14 protein-coding genes are annotated in these 23,817 nt (G+C 54.0%); 5 read left to right on the top strand and 9 right to left on the bottom strand.

Annotated features, from left to right (window positions below):
* Positions 1–7: 7 nt before the first annotated feature.
* Both BLR09_RS09135 and BLR09_RS09130 read right to left on the bottom strand, forming a co-directional pair.
* Complete coding sequence (locus tag BLR09_RS09135) at positions 8–1,315, bottom strand: BamG family beta-barrel-assembly machinery protein (RefSeq protein WP_093200705.1); 1,308 nt, start codon at positions 1,313–1,315, stop codon at positions 8–10.
* The gene (locus BLR09_RS09130; RefSeq protein ID WP_093200703.1) at positions 1,308–2,042 is read right to left on the bottom strand and encodes a type III pantothenate kinase; all 735 of its coding nucleotides are present in this window, start codon (positions 2,040–2,042) and stop codon (positions 1,308–1,310) included. The genes BLR09_RS09135 and BLR09_RS09130 overlap by 8 nt, the downstream gene beginning before the upstream one ends.
* Positions 2,043–2,121: 79 nt before the next feature.
* Between BLR09_RS09130 and BLR09_RS09125 the strand changes: the two genes are divergently transcribed.
* On the top strand, positions 2,122–2,784 hold the full coding sequence (locus tag BLR09_RS09125) for a thiamine diphosphokinase (protein WP_093200701.1): 663 nt from the start codon (positions 2,122–2,124) through the stop codon (positions 2,782–2,784).
* On the opposite strand, the gene BLR09_RS09120 is transcribed toward BLR09_RS09125, so the two are convergent.
* Positions 2,781–5,243 (bottom strand): TonB-dependent receptor plug domain-containing protein, encoded by a 2,463-nt coding sequence (locus BLR09_RS09120; protein ID WP_093200698.1) that lies wholly within the window; start codon positions 5,241–5,243, stop codon positions 2,781–2,783. The two genes, BLR09_RS09125 and BLR09_RS09120, sit on opposite strands and share 4 nt — an antisense overlap.
* A 502-nt stretch (positions 5,244–5,745) precedes the next feature.
* Here BLR09_RS09120 and BLR09_RS09115 point away from each other — a divergent pair.
* The gene (locus BLR09_RS09115; RefSeq protein WP_093200696.1) at positions 5,746–8,031 is read left to right on the top strand and encodes a penicillin-binding protein 1A; all 2,286 of its coding nucleotides are present in this window, start codon (positions 5,746–5,748) and stop codon (positions 8,029–8,031) included.
* Positions 8,032–8,330: 299 nt separating this feature from the next.
* On the opposite strand, the gene BLR09_RS09110 is transcribed toward BLR09_RS09115, so the two are convergent.
* The gene (locus BLR09_RS09110) at positions 8,331–11,519 is read right to left on the bottom strand and encodes a VCBS repeat-containing protein (RefSeq protein ID WP_143011069.1); all 3,189 of its coding nucleotides are present in this window, start codon (positions 11,517–11,519) and stop codon (positions 8,331–8,333) included.
* Positions 11,520–11,669: 150 nt separating this feature from the next.
* On the opposite strand from BLR09_RS09110, the gene BLR09_RS09105 reads away from it, so the two are divergent.
* Together BLR09_RS09105 and uvrC are read left to right on the top strand one after the other, a co-directional pair.
* Positions 11,670–12,815: a glycerate kinase gene (locus BLR09_RS09105; protein WP_245689894.1), complete on the top strand. Its 1,146-nt coding sequence runs from the start codon at positions 11,670–11,672 to the stop codon at positions 12,813–12,815.
* A gap of 3 nt (positions 12,816–12,818) precedes the next feature.
* Positions 12,819–14,624, top strand: a complete 1,806-nt coding sequence (gene uvrC, locus BLR09_RS09100) for an excinuclease ABC subunit UvrC (RefSeq protein WP_093200690.1) — start codon at positions 12,819–12,821, stop codon at positions 14,622–14,624.
* Between the two features lie 53 nt (positions 14,625–14,677).
* Here the strand turns inward: uvrC and BLR09_RS09095 are convergent, their stop codons facing one another.
* The gene (locus tag BLR09_RS09095; RefSeq protein ID WP_449441354.1) at positions 14,678–17,377 is read right to left on the bottom strand and encodes a TonB-dependent receptor; all 2,700 of its coding nucleotides are present in this window, start codon (positions 17,375–17,377) and stop codon (positions 14,678–14,680) included.
* Between the two features lie 444 nt (positions 17,378–17,821).
* On the opposite strand from BLR09_RS09095, the gene BLR09_RS09090 reads away from it, so the two are divergent.
* Positions 17,822–18,841: a PorP/SprF family type IX secretion system membrane protein gene (locus BLR09_RS09090; protein ID WP_143011068.1), complete on the top strand. Its 1,020-nt coding sequence runs from the start codon at positions 17,822–17,824 to the stop codon at positions 18,839–18,841.
* A 57-nt stretch (positions 18,842–18,898) separates the two neighbouring features.
* Here the strand turns inward: BLR09_RS09090 and porN are convergent, their stop codons facing one another.
* From porN to porK, 4 genes are all read right to left on the bottom strand, one after another.
* Positions 18,899–19,945, bottom strand: coding sequence for a type IX secretion system ring subunit PorN/GldN (gene porN / locus BLR09_RS09085; protein ID WP_093200685.1), 1,047 nt, complete (start codon positions 19,943–19,945; stop codon positions 18,899–18,901).
* A 12-nt stretch (positions 19,946–19,957) separates the two neighbouring features.
* Positions 19,958–21,532: a type IX secretion system motor protein PorM/GldM gene (gene porM / locus BLR09_RS09080; RefSeq protein ID WP_093200682.1), complete on the bottom strand. Its 1,575-nt coding sequence runs from the start codon at positions 21,530–21,532 to the stop codon at positions 19,958–19,960.
* Between the two features lie 50 nt (positions 21,533–21,582).
* A complete protein-coding gene (gene porL / locus BLR09_RS09075; RefSeq protein WP_093200679.1) occupies positions 21,583–22,395 on the bottom strand; it encodes a type IX secretion system motor protein PorL/GldL in 813 nt (270 codons plus the stop codon).
* Between the two features lie 114 nt (positions 22,396–22,509).
* Positions 22,510–23,619 carry a T9SS ring complex lipoprotein PorK/GldK gene (gene porK, locus BLR09_RS09070; RefSeq protein ID WP_093201436.1) on the bottom strand — a complete coding sequence of 370 codons (1,110 nt, stop codon included), beginning with the start codon at positions 23,617–23,619 and terminating at the stop codon, positions 22,510–22,512.
* Positions 23,620–23,817: the final 198 nt, after the last annotated feature.

The raw sequence follows: 23,817 nt of genomic DNA, 5'->3' as shown, positions 1-23,817 counted from the left end.
AAATCCGTTAATCGACCACCTGGCGGTAGAACCAGCGGTCGCTGATCGTAAAGCCGAGGATTACGCGGAAGAATTTTTCCTTGATAACGTCCGGGGCCGTCTTGCCGCGCACGCCGTATGAAAAACCGAGGTTAGCATCGGAAAGGCCTATTTTATTCAACGGAAGGCCCAGCCCGAAGGTCACGCTGTTTTCAACAATACGAATACCTGAAACGGTGTACGGCAACTGCGTATGGCTGATCCCGAAGCGGTACGGAATCCGGCTGAAATAATCGGACGAGGACAGTACGTTCGGCGTATATTCCACACCCACATTGACCTGATAGCTGTCTTTGAGGTTCTGGCTCGAACGGTCAAAATCCCGGAACTGCGACCACTGATTCATCACGAAATCAGCTGAAACAGCCAGTTTATACGGGTTTTCATAGCTGACACCCACGCGCAGGGTCGACGGAAGATTCACGCGGCCGCTTCCGTAGTTGAGCGTATCAGCATTGGCCTGAATCGGGTTATCTCCGAGGAAGGTCGCCAGGGTATGGCTGCGACTGGTTCTCAGATACGTCGGAAAATCATATGCCGCGCCGAAGTTGATGTAGCGTTTGTCGGAGAACCGCGCCCGGTAGGCGAGTCCCGCCCGGAACATGAAATTCCGGTATTGTTCGACATTCGTCAATACATATTTATAGTCGTTCCCGTCATTCGCAATCGAGGTCGACGTCTGTTCCCGCGTCATATTCCCGAACAGGAACGAGGCGCCCGCGCCGGCATACAGGTTTTTCCACACCCGGAACCCGTTCACAAACGATACCTTATTCAATCCGCCGGAACCGTTGTTTTCCTGCTGGCTGAAGTACGAAGACCCCGGAATCTGCTTGTATGTTTTGATGGAATAATCGAGATAGCTGTACGGCGTATAATTCACGCTGGCTGTCCACCGGCTGTTAAGCGGGAACGCCATGGCGAGGTATCCGAGGTTTCCGCCAACGGCAGTTTGTTTCTGGCCGCCTTCCGTGAGTTGCTTGGACTGGACAAGCCCGCCCACTTCCAGGGTTGTCACCCGGTTCCGGGCGATGAGCGCCGGGTTCAGGTTATTGATAAACAGACCGTTGGAATAGCTGACGCCGGAGTTCCCCATCATCTGCTGGGACGCAAATGCTCCGCTGAAGGTTTCACCGACCCCGTAGGTCGAATAGGGCGAGTTTCCCAACCCCTGCCCGGAGGCACTCAGGGAACAAAGCCCGGAGAGAAGGGCGAGAGCGCCAATTTGCCGGTAAATCGAAAACGGTAAACGGGTGACGGTAAACTGCTTAGACATTATGGTTTAAAATTCGGTGTAGGCCCAGCAGGACCAGTTCGGGGGCTGCAAATATCGGCTCTTTCAACCGAGATTCAAAAAAAGGAGCATCTCCCCCACACAAAACAACTTGAAAATCAGGATAAATGCTCCGGTATTGGTTGATAATTCCCCCGACTTCTGCGATCAGCCCGTACAGGACTCCGCTTTGCATAGCGTGAACGGTACTTTTTCCTACCAGCGCCGGGAGTACTTCGGGAGGCTCAACAAGAGGCAGCCGCTGTGTAAACGAATGCATAGCCCGGAATCGCATACGAAGGCCCGGAGAAATCAATCCGCCATGAAACCTGTCCCGGTTATCCACATAGTCATACGTAATGCACGTTCCCATGTCGATGACGAGGCAATTCCGTTCCGGAAACAGGCTGCGGGCACCGACGGCCGCCGCTACACGGTCGGCGCCAAGCGTTTGCGGCGTATCGTAAAGCTTCTCCACCGGCACGGGGGTCGACGGACTCAGCACCAGCAAAAAGCCCGTCAGATGCCCGAACCGGGCTGTCAGTTCCTCTCCGGATAGCGCAGTCGACGAAATGACGGTCCGGCCCGGTCGCGTTTCGGCCAGGTAAGCCGCCAGGTCGTCCGGCGTCAGCTTCCGCCGTACCTCTGCCAACTGACCCTCGGCATTGAACAGGCCCGTTTTGGCAAAGGTATTTCCGAGATCGACGGCAAGTGAAGTTTCCGCTTTCAAGTTTTCAACTGTTGTTTTGTCGGTTCATCTTTGTTCCGGCCTTTTCAGCCGCGAACATACATCCCGCAAATTACGCAAGGTGTCTTCTCATCACATTATCCGCGAAAAACAGGAACCCGCGCTCATCATTGCCAACGGGGAAGCATGCAGTTGGGACCTGCTGGCCCAGTTGCTGGAATGGTCCCCTTTTGTCGTGGTGCTCGACGGCGCCATTCTCCGGGTGCTGGATTTAGGTATTCATGTAGATGTACTCCTGGGCGATTTCGACAGGGGTCTCGCCCGGGAAGAAATATACGCCCGCCAGCATCCCATCGAAATCGTACATACGCCTGATCAGGAAAAAACCGATCTCGAAAAAGCATTCGATTTCCTGATCGAACGCGGGCATGAAGCTGTGAACGTCGTTTGGGCGACCGGCCGGCGGGCCGATCATACCATTACCAATATCACCAATATCGTTCGGTACCGGGACAGGCTGAAGATTGTATTGCTGGACGACTATTCGCGGATTTTCCTGCTCGACCGGTCATATGAAAAGTGGTATGCCGCCGGGACGCCGCTTTCGCTTATCCCCATAGGTACCGTCAGCGGCATCGGGACAGCCGGGCTCGCCTATAACCTTCACGATGAATCCCTCACCCTCGGTTACCGCACCGGCGCCAATAACTATACGGAGGCGGACGGTCCGGTTCGGATACTGCATACTTCCGGCGACCTGCTGCTCATGGAATGCTGGGACTAACGGACGACGTAGGTAGCTCCGGCCGCACCCACCCGGCCATCCCCGGAAGTACCCTCTACCTGCACGCGCATCATCGCACGATTATCCGTATTCCAGAAGGTTACCGTCGCCTTGCCGTTTTGGTCCGTGCGTACCGACGGGTTCCAGTATACGGTTGAGCGGAAGTCGGGGCGGCCATTTTCCGGTGCCTGAGAGCCATAATCAGGCGCATAAAACTCCTTTACTTTTATATATCCGGAACGATAGGCAATTACCTGACCCGGAATGACTTCTTTCGACCAGTCGTAGCTGTTTCCGCCGCGTTTGGTGAGAATGGAAATCACCCCTCCGGCGCCGCGCGAGCCATAAATCGCCGCGGAGGCTCCTTTCAATATATCTACATAATCGACATCGGCGACGGGTAGCGTAGCGACCAGTGCTTTGTCCACCGGCATTCCGTCCAACACAAAAAGCGGTTCAACAACACCGTTGAAATTCACCGCTCCGCGGATCTGCACCGTATAGTCCATCCCGCTGCCTGTGATGTACACGCCGGCTACCCGGCCCTGCAATACCTGAAAGATACTCATCGCACCGGAAGTCATCATTTGATCGAACTTAACCGTCGCATCTGCCCGGCCGTAGATTTTCCGGCTATCGGATTCTTCCTGTTTCTTCGCTTTAACTGTGATTTCCTTCAGCGTTTTGGCTTTGTCGAGCTGCATTTTTCGCTGGATAGCGAGCCAGTCGGCCGACCGGTCCATGAACCGGGTAAATTCTTCGGCGTTAAACTCTACCGGGTTAAACGGTATACGCGTCACGCGGACGGCGGGGCGCGGGCCGGGATCAAGCGTTACTTTCAGGTTTTTGTCTCCCTTGCCGGCTACGGCCTGTACCATCACGCGGACGGAATCGCGGAGGATCAGGTTATAAAAGCCAAACCGTCCGTTTGCCTCCGCCTGTGTCGCGTCGATCACCGGCTGCCCACCGATTTCGTTGGCCATCAGCGTGAGGTTTACTTCTTTCTTTTCCAGGGGACGGCCATTCGGGCGGGTAACCGTTCCGGACAGCGTCAGTCCCCGCTCAAAAAGAAACTGCGGCTCCGGAATTTCTTCCCGGAGTACTTTTTGCCAGGTGAAACGTCTCCAGCCCTGCGTCATCAGCAGAAAATCGAGGTGCAGAAATGCATTGGTATTTTCCGGGTCGAAGTAATACCCTGGTTGCTCGATGTACCCTTTCAGGTCTGAACTCATCAGGAGGCTGGAAACGAGTGTCTCGGTACCGGGTTCGGCCATTACCTGGCCTCCGTCCGTGACAGCAAGGGAAAAATCCCCGATGACGGGCTTGCCCGCCGCGTCTTTCACTTCCAGGTCAAGCGTTACTTTCTCCCGGGGTGCATAGGTGGCCGCCGATGGTTTTACGGCTACTTTCAACTGACTTCCCGCGTTTCGGGCGAAAATCAGGCGTTCGGCGACCGGCTCCCCTGCCGGTGAAAAGAGCGTTATCTGCAGGATTCCATCGGCCGGCATGCGCGTCCGGGGAATATTGGCGACGAAACTCTTCTTCGCTGCCGATCCCTTTCCCGCAAAAACAACCTGCCCCCGCATCTGAGCCACCAGCGAAAGCTCCTTACCGGATTCTTCTGTCGCTGTATTGAAGACAAAAACACGGATATTATCCTTGTTCGAAATATTGTCGACAATCAGTACCTGTCCTTTGGGCTTTGACGCCGGCATGGGTACCCGTTTCATCGGTGAATTTTTACTACTGACGACGACGGTATAACTACGACCGTTGTGAGGGACAAACTGAAACCGTCCCAATCCCAGGTGTTCTGACTTGAATGCGGTCACGGTATCTTTCTCGTTTTCGAGGACAAACCCCTCAACGTCTACGCCCCGGCCAAACTGATCGGCGGCTTTGACGCCAACGCGGCATTCTACTTCATCAACCAGCTCTCCACCTTCCGGAAAAAGCGTTAAATCCAGCTGTTCCGAAATACGGGTTGGCTGACGCTCTTTCGTGTCGGGATGATAGACGCGGATATCTTTCGAGAAAAAGAAATCTTCATCGAAATTCCGCATCCAGTTGGTATACGCACGAATCTGGTAGATTCCTTCTTTCAGGGTATCGGCCAGGAACCAGTCACCGGTAGCAGTACCTTCGTCCGGCCTCAGTTGTTTCTGGGCGAGGATTTTTCCGTTCGAAATAAAATCAACGTAAACAACCTGGCTGAGGGTATCGGTATCGTGCGTCGAGCCGTCGAACAGATACGTTTTGAACCAGATTGTTTCTCCGGCAGAATAGTACGATTTATCAAAATGGATGTATACTTTCTCGGGAGGCAGCGCCCGGATGTATTTATTCAGTTTCGCGATACTAGACGACACGGGATCTTCGTTGAGCAAAACGAAGGCCGTCAGAAACAGACACGGAAGGAGGATACGGATTCGTACGGACAACAGACGGATCGCGGACATGACAGGGGGTTTCTAGGAAGGTGTTTCTCTCAACGGGGGTTGAAGCGCTCGGCTTACCAGGCAAAATGACATTTTTTCCGCATAAACAGCTCTTCCACTCGCATTTTTTACATTTTTTGGCGAATGGAAGAGTATAAACGATGAAAATTGTACTCTTATAGTCAGAAGTAATTGTATTAGGTTTTGTTCAAAAATCCCCTTTCTCCTGGAAACGGGATTTTTTTTGTGCCAGGCGGATCGGTCGGAAGCAGTAAGCGTTAAGCTATAGGCTTTAAGCATTAGCTCGCACTGACCAGTATTTACGCTGATGGGATAATCGGAGCCGGTCTTTGGCTTAAAGCTTACAGCCTATTGCATAAAACCTATATCCTATCTTCTTCCCCCAAGTGTTTCCCCTCCGGCACAATGCCGGCATTCTCCCCGGCGTTGAGGCAATGACTTTGGTCGTGTGCCTGATCCTTTGCACCTTTGCTTTTTGTAAGACACCTCTTGAATACGTGCTATGTTTAAGTTTCTTCCGGGCCCGTTCAGGCAGTTGATCCGCCGGTTGTGGCGGTTTACCCTGTTTGCTGTCGGGTCTTTTATCCTATATATCCTCGCTGTCTACTTCAACCTGTTCAATCTGTTCGGCGGAATGCCGAGTCTGAAACAGCTTGATAACCCCCGGAACGAACTGGCTTCGGAGGTAATCTCGTCCGACGGCGTGGTATTGGGCAGCTACTTTCTGGAAAACAGAAGCCCGGTTGAGCTACAGGATATCTCCCCGAATGTCATCAACGCCTTGATCGCGACGGAAGACGTCCGGTTTATCAAACACTCCGGTATCGACCCGCGCGGCATCGGCCGGTCTATCGTCGGCATGGGAAAAGCCGGCGGCGGCAGTACCCTCACCCAGCAGTTGGTCAAGAACCTGTTTGAGGCGCGCAGCGAGCGGTACAAAGGGATTCTGGGGGACGTACCTCTTGTTAAACTCCTCATCATCAAAACCAAAGAGTGGATCACAGCTATCCAGCTCGAGCGCCGGTACACGAAGCAGGAGATCATGCAGATGTACCTCAATACCGTCGAATTCAGCGACAACGCCTACGGTATCCGCACCGCCTCCCTTCACTACTTCAGCAAAGAGCCTTCGCAACTGGATGTGGAGGAAGCCGCCGTGCTGGTCGGCATGTGTCAGAACCCCGACCGCTTCAATCCCCGTATGCACCCGGAAGCGTCGAAAGAGCGCCGGAATATCGTGCTTCAGCAAATGGTACGCTATGGCTTTCTCGATGCCCCGCGATTTGATTCTTACAAGAACGAAGCCATTGCCCTTCGCCTGAAATCCCTCAATCATAACAGCAACCAGGCGCCGTACTTCATCGCCGTGCTGCGGGATAAACTTCTCCGGGAAATCGACGAACTGAACAAGCAGCGTTCGAGCGACGACCCCCTCGACCTCTATACCAGCGGCCTGAAAATCTACGTCACGATCGATTCGCGTATGCAGCGCTACGCCGAAGACGCCTGCTGGGATCATATCCGGGAGCAGCAACGCCTCTTCGACGCGCACTGGAAAGGCCGTAACCCCTGGGCCGACAAAAACGGCAAAGAGATCAAGGGCTTTATCGAAAACTACATCGTCCCCCGAACGGAACGGTACCGTACCCTCAAGCTCAGCTACGGAGACGACAAGGAAAAAATCCGTGAAGTACTCAACCGCCCGACCAAGATGCGGGTATTCTCGTACCGCGGCGAGCGCGATACGGTCATGACACCGCTGGATTCGATCCGGTACTACGCCCGCTTCCTGCAGATCGGTATGGTGGCCGAAGACCCGAACAACGGCAATATCAAGGCGTGGGTTGGCGGTATTAACTTCAAGCATTTCAAGTTCGACCACGTGCAGCAGGCGCAGCGGCAACCGGGGTCCGCCTTCAAGCCTTTTGTGTACGCGACGGCGATCGACAAGGGATACACCCCCTGCGACATGGTTCAGGACGTATCGACCTGTATCGGCACCTGGTGCCCGCAGAACTTTGAAGGCGGCGGATCGGGGCGTACGATGACGCTGAGACAAGCCATTGCCAAATCTGTCAACACGATTTCCGTGCAGCTGATGAAGAAATTCGGACCCGAAACCATCATCGAATATGCGAACCGGATCGGGGTCAAAACGAAGCTTCCGAAAGACGTGACGATCTGTCTCGGCACCGCCGAAGTCAACCTGCTCGAGATGGTCAATTCCTATTGCACGTTTGCCAACGGCGGCGTAGCCTGGAACGAACCGCAGACGGTTCTCCGCATCGAAGACCGTTACGGAAACCTCCTCCGGAAGTTCGAAGCGACTACACACGATGCCCTGAGCCCGGAAACGGCCTGGCGTATGGTATACATGCTGCAGGGCGCCACGCAGGAGCCGGGTGGTACTTCTGTCCGCCTCAACCGCGAGCCTTGCGGGCAGAACAACCAGATCGGCGGGAAAACCGGTACTACCTCCAACTACTCCGATGGCTGGTTTATGGGCGTAACGCAGGGCCTGGTAACGGGCGTCTGGGTCGGAGCTGAGGATCGTGCGATACACTTCCGGTCCGGCGCGCTCGGGCAGGGCGCCCGGATGGCGCTGCCGGCGTGGGCCAAGTTTATGAACAAGGTTTATGCCGACGAGTCCATCGGCCTCAAAAAGGTGCCTTTCAAGAAACCGGCGAACGACAAAGTCTGCGACAATCCTTTCGGCGATAAAGCCTTCGGGGATTCCACCATTGTGATTCCCAATGAAAAGCGACCCGCCGACGGCGAGCTGCTCTAAAAGAAAAGGCGACCTTGCGGGTCGCCTTTTTGTTTCAATTTGCTTCTGCCGAAAGTTTCTGCTGGAAAGAAAACCAGATAATGTCAGAGATTTGGTTAAGCCCGGCGGGAGCGTGTTCTTAGGTTTTGTTCAAAAATCCTTCAATTTTATCCAGTAAATTTTCTATTTCAAAATTAGGAGAAAGTTTTGGGATTTTTTGTGCATTTTCTGACATAAAGACACAATTAATTGAGACTCCCCCTTATTTTTTTGAGACCAACACCAGAAAAGCGGATTCAGAAGGAGTTGACAAATGTCGGTTAAAGCCGCCGTACGGACAGTCTGGCGTTGTTTCTTCCGATAAAAAGAAGCGATTGGATCCGGCAAAAGCTCCGGATCTGGCCGGGTAAGAGAAGACTCCCGGCTTCTTCGAATTTTCGTCCCGGCTTTCCTTTCAGCAGTAATCCACGACCGGCATCCGCCCGCCCCCGGCCAGCCGGCAAACCATAGCAATTGCCTCCCAGGAGAATGTCACGGGAGCCATCACCGTCCACGTCATATACCAGAACGGCATATACGGGGCTCAGCTGCGCGGCGGCAGGCAATGCTTCCAGCCGGAAGTTTCCGTTGCCCTCGTTCCAAAGGATGACAGACCGGAGTTCCACCGCCTTTTTCTCCAGCGTACCTTTCCGCAGTTCATTGGTGATAAGCTGATAAAAAGGCAATTCTGCGAACTTGTTGTACGAGGGAAGCGGATATGGCCACGCCGGCAGGATACGCTTCCATTCGTCGCGGTTTGCCAGCGGGTACTTTTCTCCGTCTGCTTCGGGGGTACTCATCAGCGCGTCGATCACGCCGTTTTTATCCAGATCATTGATATGCAGGTACAGCGGGCGGGCGGCAGTCGCCTGGTATTCGGTATTGGTGCCCCAGTTACCCAGCACGAAATCGATATCTCCGTCGCCATCCAGGTCGGCAGGCTCTATGGTCTTCCACCATCCTTCCGAAGCCGGGATAATCTGATTGTGTGAATACGTAAACTTCCCTTTCCGGTTGTAAAAGACCGATACAGGCATCCATTCGCCGACTACAATCAGATCCGGCAGTCCGTCGCGATCGAGGTCGCTCCATGCCGCATCCGTGACAAGCCCGATCCGGCTGATGACTTCCGGCGTATCGTCTTTCAGAATGCCTCTGTCGTTGCGCAGCAGGTAGCTCCGGGGCGTTACGCCGTAGGATCCGGGTACACTCCGCGCCCCGATGAAAACGTCCGGATCTCCATCTTTGTCGATATCCGCAACCGCCAGGCACGAGGCGTTGACTGCCAGCGCGGGTACCCGATCGGGAGACAGCGTAAACCGGCCCGAGCCGTCATTGAGGTACAGACGAATCTGGGTACTGTCGGCGCCTCCTGCCGAGACAACAAGCAGATCCAGGTCATGGTCTCCTTCAATGTCCAGCATCACGGCAGCGGCATCTTCGGTACCCGTTCGGAATACCTCCTGCTTCGATAGTACCCACTTCTTTCCTTTCGCGAGCAGTAATCGCCCCGGCTCGCCATGTGCGCCGCCGATGAAGAGGTCGTCCAGGCCGTCACCGTTTACATCTCCCGAAACCATACACGGCCCCTGCTGGGAAAGGGTATGCGGAAGAGACGGATAGTCACGTAAATCCTCCGCGCTACCTCCGCGGTAAATCAGTTCTTTTTCCAGAACCTCTCCGGAGACTTCCTCCAGCCGGGCGTTCTCCGGAAGACCCGGCGGCGCATAGCCGGGTTTGGCATCGCGGTAGTCTGCCTCCAGTACCTGATTGGCGGCAACTTCCCGGATAACCTGTCGTCGGAAATCCGGCCAGGTAATTACCAGGGAATCTACTTTGCGGAATTTGCCGAGACCGGCCAGCAAAACCGGATCCTGGCTCGACTGATATCCCTGATTCGGCTGGAGAGCCAATTTCTGGCGTGTTTTTCCTATGTAAATCTCAATCTGAGCGCCATACCCGTAGACATTCTTTTCGGAGCCTTTGAGTTTGATTTTCAGGTATTGAAAATCATTTTCAAGGTCAAAGTCATTCCGGTACAGGCCAGACTCTCTCCCGGTTTCGTTGAAGATGAGATCGGCATCCCCGTCGTTATCCAGATCCGCATAAGCGGCGCCATTGGAGAAGCCCGGTTCTCCCAACCCGAGCCGCACGCCGGCGCTTTCAAAATGCATTCCCTTTTTGTTGAGAAACGCATAGTCTGACTGGGGAGTTGACGGCATCCGCTCCATCAGTTTCTGCAGGGAAACTTCTCCTTTGAATGTCGTCAGCAATTCCAGAAAATCGAGGTCGCGCGCGTCTCTCGCCTGCCCGTTCGGAACGATCAGGTCTTTCCAGCCATCTCCGTCCAAATCCGGCATCAACGCTCCGTGGCTGAGGTCGGTAGCAGCGACACCCGCGTGCCAGGCCCTGTCTGTCCAGGCCTGGTCTCTGTACTGCTGCAGGGTATTGTGGGCAACAGCCGATGCCTTTCTGGTCCCGAAACGGTATTGCGACCGGCGGCGGACCGCATCTTCCGGTAAAACGGAAGCGGTGAAGATTTCGTCGATCCCATCGTTATCGAGGTCGGCAGCGGTAACGCCCAGGCTTCGCTCCGAAACATGGGAAAACAAGGATGTCTCTTTGAAGACGCCTTTCTTTTCGTTCCGGTAAACGGTCAGTCCGGCCGGCGTGTCCCGGGAAATCAGCAGGTCGGGCCAGCCGTCGTGATCGATATCCGTTACCGCGATACCTGTGCCGTTGCCGGCTTTACTCAGCAGGGTAGCGTGGAATTTTCCTTTCTCGTTGAGATAAAGGCGGTCGCCGGGTACTACCCCGAGCGAATCCGACGTAGCATAGTCGGTTATGACGCAGTCGAGATCGCCATCCAGATCCGCGTCAAAAAAAACAGATTGAACAGCCTGGAGGTTGTTGTGCGAAAGACCAAGCGTTGAAGCCTGTTCGGTAAAAAGCGGAATACCGTCTGCGTTGAGGCGGCCGGTATGGAGAAAAAGCTCGTTCCGGCTATCCGGACCAAAGTGTGAGACATAGATATCCAGCCAGCCATCCGCGTTGACATCGGCGAAGGAAACGCCTGCGCTCCACTGCCGGTTACCGGTAAGGCCGGCCGCATCGGTAACGTCCTCGAAACGCCAGCCGCCGCGGTTGAGGAAGAGTTTATTGACGCCATTGGCCGAGGTAAAGTACAAATCGGGAAGGCCGTCCTTATTCAGATCTCCCGCTGCTACTCCTCCGGCGCCGAGCAGGCGCTCAACCAGGCGGAGCGTACGCTCCCGGGTACCGGAATCGGCCGGGAAACTACTGAAAAGGCTATCGAGAGAAGGAAGCTGGTTCCGGAAGTTCAGGCCGGTCTGATTGACCGACATTTTAATGAAAACGGGATCGTCCGGTGCTACGTACGCCTGCCTGCGATCGGAATGTTGGCAGGCAGCGGCAAAAACCAGCAGAAAGCCCAGAATCCAATACTTCATGAGACCGGCAAGGGGAACGTTAAGAATCTGCAAGATACCATTGGAATCCGGAAAACGGGAGAAAAAATTCCCGGGCGGGCGTCTGCCTGCGTCAACCCCAACCGAAACAGCGTATTTTAGTAATTTCGCTCCGGCAACTGCCGTTCCTCTATGCTGAATATTCTTCTTTGTCCGGATAAGTTCCGCGGATCGCTGTCCGCTCCGGAAGCCTGCCGGGCGATGACGGAAGGCATACGCGCCGCTATTCCTGACGCATACATACGTTCACTACCGCTTTCGGACGGCGGCGAAGGCTTTCTTGAAACCCTCACTGAAGCCCTGGGCGGCGCCATACAGCATTGGACGGCTTCCGACCCGCTCGGAAGACCCATCCTGGCCGAAGCCGGTATTGCCGGCGAGGTGGCCGTGATAGAAATGGCAAGAGCGTCCGGCCTGGCGCTGCTCGCCCCGGACGAACGAAGCGCCGGACAGACGACTACGTACGGAACCGGAGAACTGATCCGGGAAGCGGTTTCCCGCGGCGCCACGCACCTGATGCTGGGTATCGGCGGATCAGCTACGACAGACGGCGGCATCGGCATGGCAGCGGCACTCGGCTGGCGTTTTCTGGATGCCGACGGGCAGGACTTACATCCTTCCGGGAGTAGTCTCCGGAAGATTGCAACAATTCTCCCTCCGGAAGAAGACCTTCTGAAGGGTATCCGTGTAACGGTCGCCTCCGACGTAACCGCTCCGCTCGATGGCCCTGACGGCGCCGCCGGTGTATATGGCCCGCAAAAGGGTGCGTCGCCGGAAGACGTCGCTGACCTGGATGCCGGACTCGCGCACCTGGCCGACGTGGTGCGCGATACCCTGCCACAGGACTACCGTCTGTTTCCCGGCGCGGGGGCGGCAGGCGGGCTCGGCTACGGGCTATTGACCTTTTGTGGGGCGGAACTCCGGCCGGGAGCGGATCTCGTGATGGAACTTCTGGGCTTCGACGACCTGTTACCCGATACGGACCTGATTCTGACGGGGGAAGGAAAACTCGATACCCAGAGCCTGCAGGGCAAACTCATCGGGCGGATATGCGAACGCGCGGCAAAATCCGAAATTCCGGTATTGGCCCTGTGCGGAACGCTCGACGCGGATCCTGTCGCGTTACGGGAGCTGGGATTGAGCTATGCTGCGTCTATTCTGCGTAGGCCTGCGTCGCTGGACCAGGCACTGGCTTCCGCTTATGATGCCCTGAAAGAAGCGGCTTTTTGGACGGCCGAACTGTACCGGACGGCGTCCCGGAAAACCAAGGTATACTGAACTATGTCATTCGACTATAAAACCGAACTTACCAAAATACCCCATCAGCCTGGGGTTTACCGATACTTTGACGATCAGGGAACCGTCATTTACGTAGGCAAGGCTAAGGATCTGCGCAATCGGGTAGGGAGTTATTTCCAGACCTCCCGGGATCACGACCGCAAAACAAAGCGCCTTGTTTCCCATATCCGAAAGATCGAATTCACGATCGTTCCGACGGAGTTTGACGCCCTGTTGCTCGAAAATTCCCTCATCAAACAGTACCAGCCGAAATTCAACATCCTGCTCCGGGATGATAAAATGTACCCGTTCATCTGTATCACAAATGAGCGGTTTCCCCGGATTCTGACGTTACGGAAGGTAGACAAGAAGCTCGGCACCTTTTTTGGCCCCTATGCCAACGTCCGGGCGATGCACAGCCTGATAGAGATGTTCGGGCAACTATATCCGATCCGGACGTGCAGCTTCGCGCTGACACAGGCCAATGTCGAAAACCGGAAGTTCAAGGTTTGCCTCGAATACCACATCGGGCGGTGCAAAGGGCCTTGTGAAGGGCTTCAGCCGGAAGAAGAATACAACAAGAACATCGACCAGGTAAAGTACATCCTCCGGGGAAACCTGGCGATTCCGCGGCAGTTTTTCCAGGACCGCATGACCGATGCCGCCGTCCGGATGGCTTTTGAGGAAGCACAGGAATGGAAAGAAAAACTGGAAATGCTCGAAAGCTTCCGGAACCGGAGCATGGTTGTCAATCCGAATATCGGCGATGTGGACGTCTGCACGATCGTTTCTGACGAGACAACTGCATACGTCAATTTCATGCGCGTAGTGAACGGCTTTATCAGCCAGACGCAAACGTTCGAAATCAAGAAAAAACTCGACGAAACCGACGAAGAAATCCTGACCATGTGGGCCTGGGAACTTCGGACGCAGTACAATTCCGAAGCCAGAGAAATCATCACCAATCTTCCGCTGTCGGTTGAGCTGAAGGGCATATCCAATACCGTTCCCCAGATCGGCGACAAGCGTAAGCTCATGGAATTATCTGTGAAAAATGTCCTGTTCTTCCGGAAAGAAAAAGCCGACCGGCAGGTAGCCGAAGACACCGCAGGCAACCCGAAAATGCGGGTACTGATGACGCTCAAAAACGACCTGCAGCTGAAGAGTATTCCGCGGCATATCGAGTGTTTTGATAACTCCAATATTCAGGGAACCAACCCGGTTTCGGCGATGGTGTGTTTTAAAGATGGTGCTCCGTCCAAGAAAGACTACCGGCATTTTATTCCGAAAACTGTTATCGGGCCTGATGATTTCGCTACGATGAAGGAGGTTGTCGGACGACGCTACGCCCGCCTGCTGGAGGAAGAAGAACCCCTGCCTGACCTGATTATTGTCGACGGTGGCAAAGGCCAGCTATCCGCCGCCTGTGAAGCCCTGAAAGAACTCAAACTATACGGTCAGGTACCGATTGTCGGTATTGCCAAGCGGCTGGAAGAGATTTATTTCCCGGAAGATCCGATTCCGCTGTACATCGACAAACGCTCGGAAAGTCTCAAGCTGATTCAGCGTCTGCGGGACGAAGCCCACCGGTTTGGCATCACGCATCACCGGGACCGCAGAAGCAAGACGTTCATCGTCAGCGAACTCGAAGACATTGAAGGGATCGGCAAGATAACCGCCACAAAGCTGCTCAAGCACTTCAAAACCATCAAGGCCATCCGGGAGGCCACTTTTGAAGAAATGGAGGGGGTACTGGGAAGGGACAAGGCCCTGAAAGTCCGGAGTTATTTTGAAACGGCTCGTTTCTGAAAAACAGAAGCCCCCGGCGCTGCCGGGGGCTTTTTCGATCGGGTTAAGTGGGATCAGTTCTTCTGACCACCTGGACGTCCGCCACCAGGCCGGTTGCCGGGGCCGTTCGTTGCAGGAGTACTGTTTTGCTGCTGGGGCTGCGCGTCTCCGCCGCCTCCGCCGCCGTCCTTCACGTCATCGTTGTTGATGCCCTTTCCACGCCGGCGTTGCGGCTGGTTGAAGCTCATCTTACCGATGCGGTAGCTGAAGGTTACACGAACACCTGTGTTAAACTGCGTACTCGTGGTTTTCTGTGTAAAGGCCGCAGAGTTGAAGCTGCTGCGAACTTTGAAGCCGTTGAAATTGAAGAAGTTCTCCAGACCTGCACCTACGCTGGCACGCTTGTCGGCAAACTCCTTGCGGATGCCGAGCGAATAGAATGCGAAGCCGCCCATCGTTCCCTGCAACTGTACCTGCCGGCTGCGGACAAATCCGAAGCCCTGTACCGCCCAGTTATTCTTCAGCGTGATGTTCGAGAAGAAGCGCCCGCCAATGGTCATACCGGAATTGGAGGCTTTCAGTGTCGTCTGGCTGCCGTTGCTCAGCATCTGGTACATGATGTCCGTACCCCCGCCGATGGTAAACTTCGGCGTGATATTCACGTTTCCGAAGATATTCAGACCTACGGCCTGCTCTTTGCCAATATTGCTGGACGTCGTTACAATGGCGCTGTTTGAAACACCTTCGAGCGCGGTCGTCAGGATTTCACCGTACGGCGTGCCGGAGAAAATCTGGCGGATATCTGCCGCATTTGACCGTACCGACGTAATGGAGTTACCGGTGTGGCGGTAGAACCCGGTGAAGTTCAGGTAGGTACCTTTGAACGACGTACTCCAGGACATTTCGAAGTTGTCGGTCATTTCCGGCTTCAGGTAGGGGTTCCCGAGGCTGATATTCTGCGGGTTAGCCAGGTTAAGGTTCGGGTTCAGCGACTGAATACCCGGACGCTGGAGGCGGCGGTTGTATCCCCATTTGAACGTCTTGCCGTTGATCATCTTCGAGATGTTCACACTCGGCACCAGATTGCCGTAATCCGGAATATCGAGGGTGAAGCTATTCTTGAAATCCGCGTTGATCACCGTGTACTCATACCGGGAGCCCACTTTGAAATTCCACTTGTTCTTCGTCGCGAACTGATAGGACAGGTAGCTGGCCATTACGTTCTGATTGTAATTCAGGATGTTGCTTTTGCGACTCGGGTCAGTCACGAACTCTCCGTCCGAACCTTGCGCAACGTAGTATTTGTAATCGCTTTCCACCTGACGGAAGATCGTCTTTCCCCCAAATTCAATCAGCTGATTTTTCGCCACAGGCGTTTGGTAATCCGCCTGGAAAGTTATTTCCTGATTGTAGCTCGGGTTGTCGTTCTTCTGACGGCTGTTGACGTTGCCATCTGCGTCGAACAGGTCAGCGAGGTACTTGCTCTTCTGGTTGTTACGGCTGAACTGACCGGAAAGGCTGAATTCCTGCTGCGGCTTGAAGGTCTTGGTATAGTCAAGGTTCGCATCAACCGTATTGGAGAAGTTCTTCGAATCGACATAGCGGGAGTTTGAACCCGTCAGGGCGCCGGCTTTATAGATTTCGGTCGACAAGTCCTGCGTATTCATCCCGTTGCGGGTACCGAAGCGGATATTACCCGTCAGGGAAGCCGTCTTCGAAATGTCATAATCCATCCCCAGCGAATAGTTGCCGAAGAGGTTCTGGTTGAGCGTAGAGGCGTTTTGCCGGGTGATGGTTTCGACACCGTCGATCGTCGCCGTCTGATCGCTCGTGCTTTTGCCTTTCACATTATACATCGCCCGGCCGTGGCCGTTCAGACTGATGCCGAGTTTACCCTTGCGGTAGTTTCCGTTGAGGCCCAGGTTGGAGCCGCGGTTACCCGCGCCGGTGTCAATATTCAGTGTAAGGCCCTGCAGTGTATTCTTCTTCGTGATGATGTTGATGATCCCGCCGGAACCTTCCGCATCATATTTGGCAGAAGGAGAGGTAATGACCTCCACCGTCTTGATCATGTCAGACGGAATCTGCTTGAGCGCGTCAGAAACGTTCTGGGCGACGATGGTCGACGGCTTCCCGTTGATCAGTACCCGTACGTTGGCACTACCGCGTAATTGCACGTTTCCGTCGAGGTCAACCGACAGCATCGGTACTTTCCGCAGAATTTCCGTTGCATCCCCGCCTTTGGCAGCGATATCCCGGTCTGCGTTGAATACAAGCCGGTCTACTTTTTCTTCGATGACTTCCTTCTGACCGGTAACCGTTACTTCGTTGAGGGTTTTGACTTCAGGAGACAGTTTGATAACGCCCAGGTCGAGGTCTTCACCCTTTACAACTTTAACGTCATTGATGGTTTTGGTTTTGAAGCCGATAAACGTCAGCATCAGTTTGTATTCGCCCGGCGCTACGCGGTTGAGGGTAAACTTGCCCTTGTCGTCGGCGACAGTTCCATCCACTGCCTTGTTGGTCACCTTGGTATAAAGAGCTATGCTCGCAAATTCGACGGCTTTAGTCACAGACGAGTCGACCACGAAACCCGTAATTTTCGAGTTTCCTCTTGGAGTCTGATCGGTCGCCGTACCCGGGATAGCCGCAGGACGCTGGTTGCCTCCCCCGGGCATCCCGCCCGGAAACTGGGCAAAGACAGGGCCGGCGGCCACTACCAGAAAAACCGAACATATAATCTGCTTCACCGCTCGCTGTAAAAACGTTATCATTGCATTGGGCCCCTTTTTCAGAGGCGAAATAGGTGTGTAAGGAGTTTAGTTACTTTTTCGGGGGAGATTTCTTCGGAACAGCTCTGATCAAAATTCCACCAAACAATCCGATACCTGCTTGAATTTCGACGAAAGCGAAGGAATTTGAGATCAAACCTATTCCGGCTTATTTTCTACTGGTTCAGGGAGTTACACGGATGATAATTTTCCGGAACCGGAATCATGCCGGATGGTATTCTGTCTCCGAATCCGACGATAAGGTGCTACTCTCTTCCCGGCAACGATGCCTATGATTGATTTCCCCGCCAGGGGTTTAATCCGGGCTGGTCTCAATATTGTCGGGTTCTGTCCCGTTTCCTCTATCGGGCAAGCTCTTTTCCCGTCTCTCCGCTTGCTTTCGGGAGATGGTTTTTGGATGTTACGTTTTCTTTTTTCGAAAAGACTATGCGTCAGCGCTACTGGCTCTTCCTTTTTTTGCTGCTCCCGCTACTTCCGGCCGAAGGACAGCAGCGGGCTCAGTACAGCCAGTACATGCTGAATCAGTTTGTGTTGAATCCGGCATTGAGCGGGCTGGAAGACTTTGTCGACGTGAAGTTGGGTTACCGGAGTCAGTGGGCCGGGTTGGAGGGAACGCCGAAGACGTTTTACGTTGCCGGTCACGGTGCACTTGACAAGACCGACCGCACCAGTTCCCTCTCTGTCCGCGGACCCTATGGCCGCCCACTTGGCCGTACGCGTACCTTTCGCGGGCAGCAGCCTCCACCTGCGCACAATGGTATCGGGGGTATCTTTCTGCACGACGAAACCGGCCCGAGTATGCGAAGTACCCTGATGGGAACCTTTGCCCATCACTTCGTGCTGAACAACCGGTTCAAGGTATCGGCGGGCATCGGCGCAGGTATTACGCAACATACCCTCGATTTCGATCAGCTACACCTGCTCAACCCCAATGATCCCGTCGTTCAGCAGGGGAAGCTCAGCCGGATTGTACCGGAGCTCAGCGCCGGAGTACTGATATATGATCCCGACTTTTATCTCGGGTTATCGGTCAACCAGTTGCTGTTTAAAAAGCTGGATTACGGCACTACGGGTAACTCCGGATATGAGTGGCTCGGAACCCTGTACAATCACTATTTCCTGACAGCCGGATACCGGATACCGATTACGGAAGAGTGGTCGTTCCTGCCGTCCGTCATGATCAAGTCGGTACGTCCCGCTCCGGTATCCTATGATCTCAATGCCAAGTTCTCATACCTTGACCGGTTCTGGGTAGGTGGTTCGTACCGCCACCGCGACGCTATCGTCGGACTGATCGGCGTCAACATCAACTATCGGCTGAACCTCGGTTATTCCTATGATTTCACTTTGTCGGATATCCGGACAGTTTCCCGCGGCACGCACGAAATTGTCCTGGGTTTCATGCTCAGGAACCGGCAGCGCATCATCTGTCCCAGACTATTTTGACAAACAAAAACGGCCGGAACATATGTCCCGGCCGCCGTATCTTCGAAAGCTTTGCTCTTAGTATTCCCAGAGGTTATGCTCCCATTCCATCATTTTGTATTCGAGTTGCTGAGCCTTCACGAGACCTTCCTTTTCACCACCGTAGATTTGTGAGAGGTAGGCATTTTTCGCGTTGGATTGCTTCAGAATACGGGACGAGAACAGTCTCAGGTCAAAGGCATCCGCCATATTGAGGTGCTTCGCGTTGTTCTGGTTGTTGTACCAGATGAATTTCGTCGGATTGCTGCGGAAGTACCGATCTACATCCTTGTAGCGGAATGTAGCTACTTCCTTGTCAAAGCCGGCCTGAGTCTTGGATGCCGGGATGATCAGGGTAATCGACTTCATGTCGTAATACTGACGTGAACGACGCTTGTCAAATACGTAATCTTCCTTCAGTTCCAGTACCGTGATATCCGTCGGGAAGTACTCGAAAGCAGAAGGCGCCGACGTAGTTTGCTCAGTGAAGGTATCCTGCTTCGGAGCTGCTCCGGCAGCCGTATCCTTCTTCGGGTTCTTTTTGGCGTTTCCGCCGCCACCCCAGCCGTCATCGGCATCAGAAAGTGCAGCAGGCTTTTTAGCGTCCTTCTTGGTATCTTTTTTGGCGCCATCTCCCCAGCCGTCGTCACCGCCGGCGGCTTCGTTACCAAACCCCGCTGCCCGCTCTTCTTCCGAAAGGGCATCTCCGGCGCCTTCCATCGTCAGGTTGGCCTGGAATTGTTCGGGCGTGAGTTCTGTCGCGAGAGAATCGTTCTTGTATGCCTTCAGAACACCTGCTTTCATTCCGTCAATCAGGTACCGGGTAATCTCGTTGTTAGTCGAGAAAAACGGCTGATTCTGGATTTCCTGCAGGTCCATCCGTCTCCAGAGAGTCGTCTTGTACATGATGTCCTCTTCGTCGATCGGTCGGAGCGATTCAGAGGCTTTTCCACGCTCAGCCATCGGACGCTCCGCCACGGGGGCAGGGCGTTCCGCCAGAGCTGCAGGTTGCTGCTGCTGGGCGAAGGCTGATCCCGTCGCTGCCAGCGACAGGGCTAATCCCGCAATTCCTTTGAAATTCATCATGGCAAATGGATGTTAGTTTAACGGCACAACAAAGGGCTCGTTCATGTTGTGAGTCGAAACCTTTCCCTGGAAGTTCTGACGCTGGTATCCTTTGACTTCGATCACATAACGGTCTCCGGGTTGTGCAACGGCCGCGAGGGACGAAATATTGCCCATCGGTACCGGACCGGCAATTTTTTTCGATCCGCGACCGAGAGAAATCTGTACGTCGCTGGCACGGAATTTCGCATCCTCCGGATTCGATGCTGCGAAATCGTCGTCTGCCTGCGCCTTGATTTCCAGCGTACGCAATTGCGATGCGCTGCCACCTGAACGAATATCAAGCGGCCGGCCATTTCCGAGTACGACAAACTTCGGACGCGGCACCAGGCGAGCCTGCATACGTTCCGTACCGAGGGTATTACCCATGTTAATGACGTTGATACTTACGTCTTTTGAAGTCGGTACGATGGTAACCTTACCCTGTCCGCCGGAAATAACTTCCGCTCCGTTCGCAGTAAACGACGGATTCCAGAGCGAACCCATTTGCGGGCTCACAAACTGAACGCGGTTCGCGCAACCAAAATACAGCGCCGGCGTCTGTGCCAGCTGGATGCTATAGGACGGTTTCGCCACGAAGTATTCACCGGTAACCGTGAACGTCTTCATCTCGCCGCCGGGAGCCGGGTAAGCGATCGTAGCGTTGTAGCTCTTCTTGGCAAGGCCGTCAGCACCGTATGCGCCGCCCTGGGCAACAAACTGAATCTGACCGCGTCCGTCCTTGATGGGGACAGCCGCGCCATTGAAGCTCATCCGGGGAGTAATCGCGGTAGAAGTAGCCGCTACATAAAGTTCAGCTTCGTACTTCATCCCGGCTACGACCGTATTGGATTTTGCAGAAACAACCGGGAAAATCTTGTCAAACTTGATTTCCTTCAGACCTACTTTCGCTGCCAGCTGGTCAAGTACCGTGTTTTCGTAACGCAGTACTTCAGACTGCTTCTGACTCAATACGGCCAGGGCTGCCGGCAGGGGCGTCTGAGCGAAATTCAGTTCGGCAAAGTCCTTGTTGCGTTGTTCCTTGTCTTTGCTGGTTACAGGGTCTTCCTTCGCGTCGAGGGCCAGCGGGGTAAACTGCGTGCCTTTATCAGCAAATCCCTGCAAATCTGTCACGTACTTGTTCAGACGATCTTTCAGCGCGTAGGCTTTGCCTTTGCCTCCGAGCCCAACCATCATAACAGCGATTTGCTCTTCCTCTTTCGGGTTTTTCAGGTTGCCTTGCTCGTCATACCCGCCGCTCTTGTCGATCAGCTCGGTTTTGAGCGTCGCGAGTTCATTGTACATATCGGAAGAAAGCTTGCGAACCGCGTCAGCCTTCTGCATAACGTCTGCGTAGAGGTTTCCGCTCTCCGCTGCTTTATCCTTAATTCCTTTTACCGATTGCTGGTTCGTCGTATTCGATGTACCGTTGGCTGATTCAAGGCTTCGGTTCAGCAGGACAAATTTGTCGATCAAAGCTGAACTCACCTGTAGGGCCAGCATTGCTGTCAGCACCAGGTACATCATCCCGATCATTCGCTGCCGGGGTGTTTCTTTGGCACCTGCCATAAGTCAATAGTGTTTTTCAGTGTCAGAAATGAGCCGGTGTGGTAGCCGGGTTATTGAACGCCTTTCATGGCTGACAGCATGCCGCCGTAAATATTGTTGAGCGACTGAAGGTTCGTGGTCAGGCGGCCCATTTCGTTTTTGAACTGCTGGGCATCTTTCGACGCGTCCTTCATGTTGTCCATCGCAGAAGAAAGGTTTCCGTAGAACGAGTTCATCGCTTTCAGGTGCTTTTGGGTATCCTGGAGCTCAAGCTCGTATACGGCGTTCAACGCGCCCATTGTCTGGGTAATCTGCTGGAACTTGGCACGGTATTCCTTCGCATCGAGGGAAGCAGTCGCCATTTCAGAGATGGCAGATACAGCCGTTCCGTAAGACGTATTCATTTCCTGAAGAGACGCCGCGGCGCTCTTCACGTTTTTCGCGTATTCGTTGGTGGCAACGGTTGCGTCGGTCAACTGGCCAATTTTGCCGACCGTGTCCGTCAGATTACGCAGACCGGAACCGAGGTTGTTGAAGACGTCAGGCGTGATTTTCGCATTGGCGAGCATGTCGTCCATTTTCGCCGTCAGGCCAAGGTTCTGCGTCGGAGCAGCAGCCGTCCGGACCGGCAGTTCACCTTTGAAATCATCATCCAGTTCGGGATAAACCTTTTCCCATTGGTACTCGGTACTCGGGGCAATAAACTGCTGAAGTGCAAAGAGAAGGAAAATTGCTACTTCCGTACCCATCCCGATGGTCAGCATTTCATCCGCTCCGGGGCGGTGCTGAATTTTGAAGAGGGCTCCGAGAATTACGACAGCAGCCCCCACACTATACACTACAGGAAGAATTTTGTCGAAGAAGACATTACGTTTCGCCGCCATGAGCAAAAAAAGAGGTTTACGTGAAAAGGACTTTTGGGTAACAAACGAGGTAGATAAACAGAGAAAAACACCTGCAGAACGGCCCCGCTCTACAGGTGTTATGTCGATAAGGGTCTAGCGGAACTCCCGTCCGGAAGACATCCCGATGTGTTGCATTGCGCAACGGAAACCGATATAGGAGCGACGGGCATCCTTATACTCCCAGGAACGGGTCCCGGTTTCGAGGAAATAGGCCACATCTTTCCAGGAACCACCGCGGATCACTTTGCGGGGCTCGTCATCATTGATGTTGTCAGAGTTCAGATCCCAGGTGACGACAACAGAATTGTCAGCCCAGGCATCCTTGCACCATTCCGCAACGTTTCCGGCCATGTTATACAGACCGTAGTCATTGGGATTATAGGCATTGGCCGGCGCGGTGTATGCGTAGCCATCCGCATCGTAATTTCCGCGCTGCGGTTTGAAGTTGGCCAGCATGCAACCCTTTCCGTTTGCTACGTACGGGTTACCCCAGGGATACTTGGCGCCGGACTTACCGCCACGGGCCGCCCATTCCCACTGAGATTCCGTCGGAAGGTCAAACCGGGGCATAGCTGCCTGGTTTTCGCCCTTGCGGTACTCGTTCAGAAGGCTGGTTCTCCAGCGGGAGAATTCGCGCGCTGCTTCCCAGCTTACCCCGACTACCGGGTAGCGGTCAAACGCCGGGCTGGAGTAGTAGTACTCCGTCATCGGGTCGCCGTTGTGGTAGGTAAAATCCTTCTTCCAAACCGTGGTATCCGGGTACAGCTTGGTCATGATATATTCTTCACCGAGGATAGACACCGAGTCTTCCAGAATACGGTTGACAAACTGCCGGTATTCGTGGTTGGTGATTTCGGTATCATCCATAAAAAACTGGCTGATCGTCACCCGCTTGTTGAAGTTCACCTGCGCCGTGGCAACGTCTTCGTCAGCCTGGCCCATCAAGAACGAACCGGAAGGAATCAGGACCATCCCATATGGTGTCGGCTGCTTCCACCCTTTCCGGGCATCGGCGACGACTTCACCGTTGTAAATTCCGACATCGCCTTTCCGGCTTTTGCCTCCTTTTCCTCCACTCGCTGCATCTCCGCCCTTGCCTCCGTCTTTCTTACTGCCAAAGAACCCGCAACTCTGCAGCATCAGCAGCGGAACCAGAACCAGAACACTCCAAATGAGGCGTCTTTTCATAAACCGCTCATCCATGACCATATAGTTGTTTTCTTTTCGATATCGGTTTGGCATTACTGACGGAAAAATAGATTTCATTGCTATCCGCTGGGTTTCGAGTATATGCCGCAAAAGAACGCTGAACACGTCCGATTCGTATTTATGTGAAGCGGCAAAAATAAAAAAAATCTCTATTGTCCTCAGACCGTTTCGATAAACTTCGGATTATCGGTC

It is taken from the genome of Siphonobacter aquaeclarae, assembly GCF_900103285.1.
In the GTDB taxonomy this organism is placed as follows: Bacteria; Bacteroidota; Bacteroidia; order Cytophagales; family Spirosomataceae; genus Siphonobacter; species Siphonobacter aquaeclarae.
Note: the sequence above shows the minus strand (reverse complement) of the source record. Positions and strands in the feature narration are given on the sequence as shown.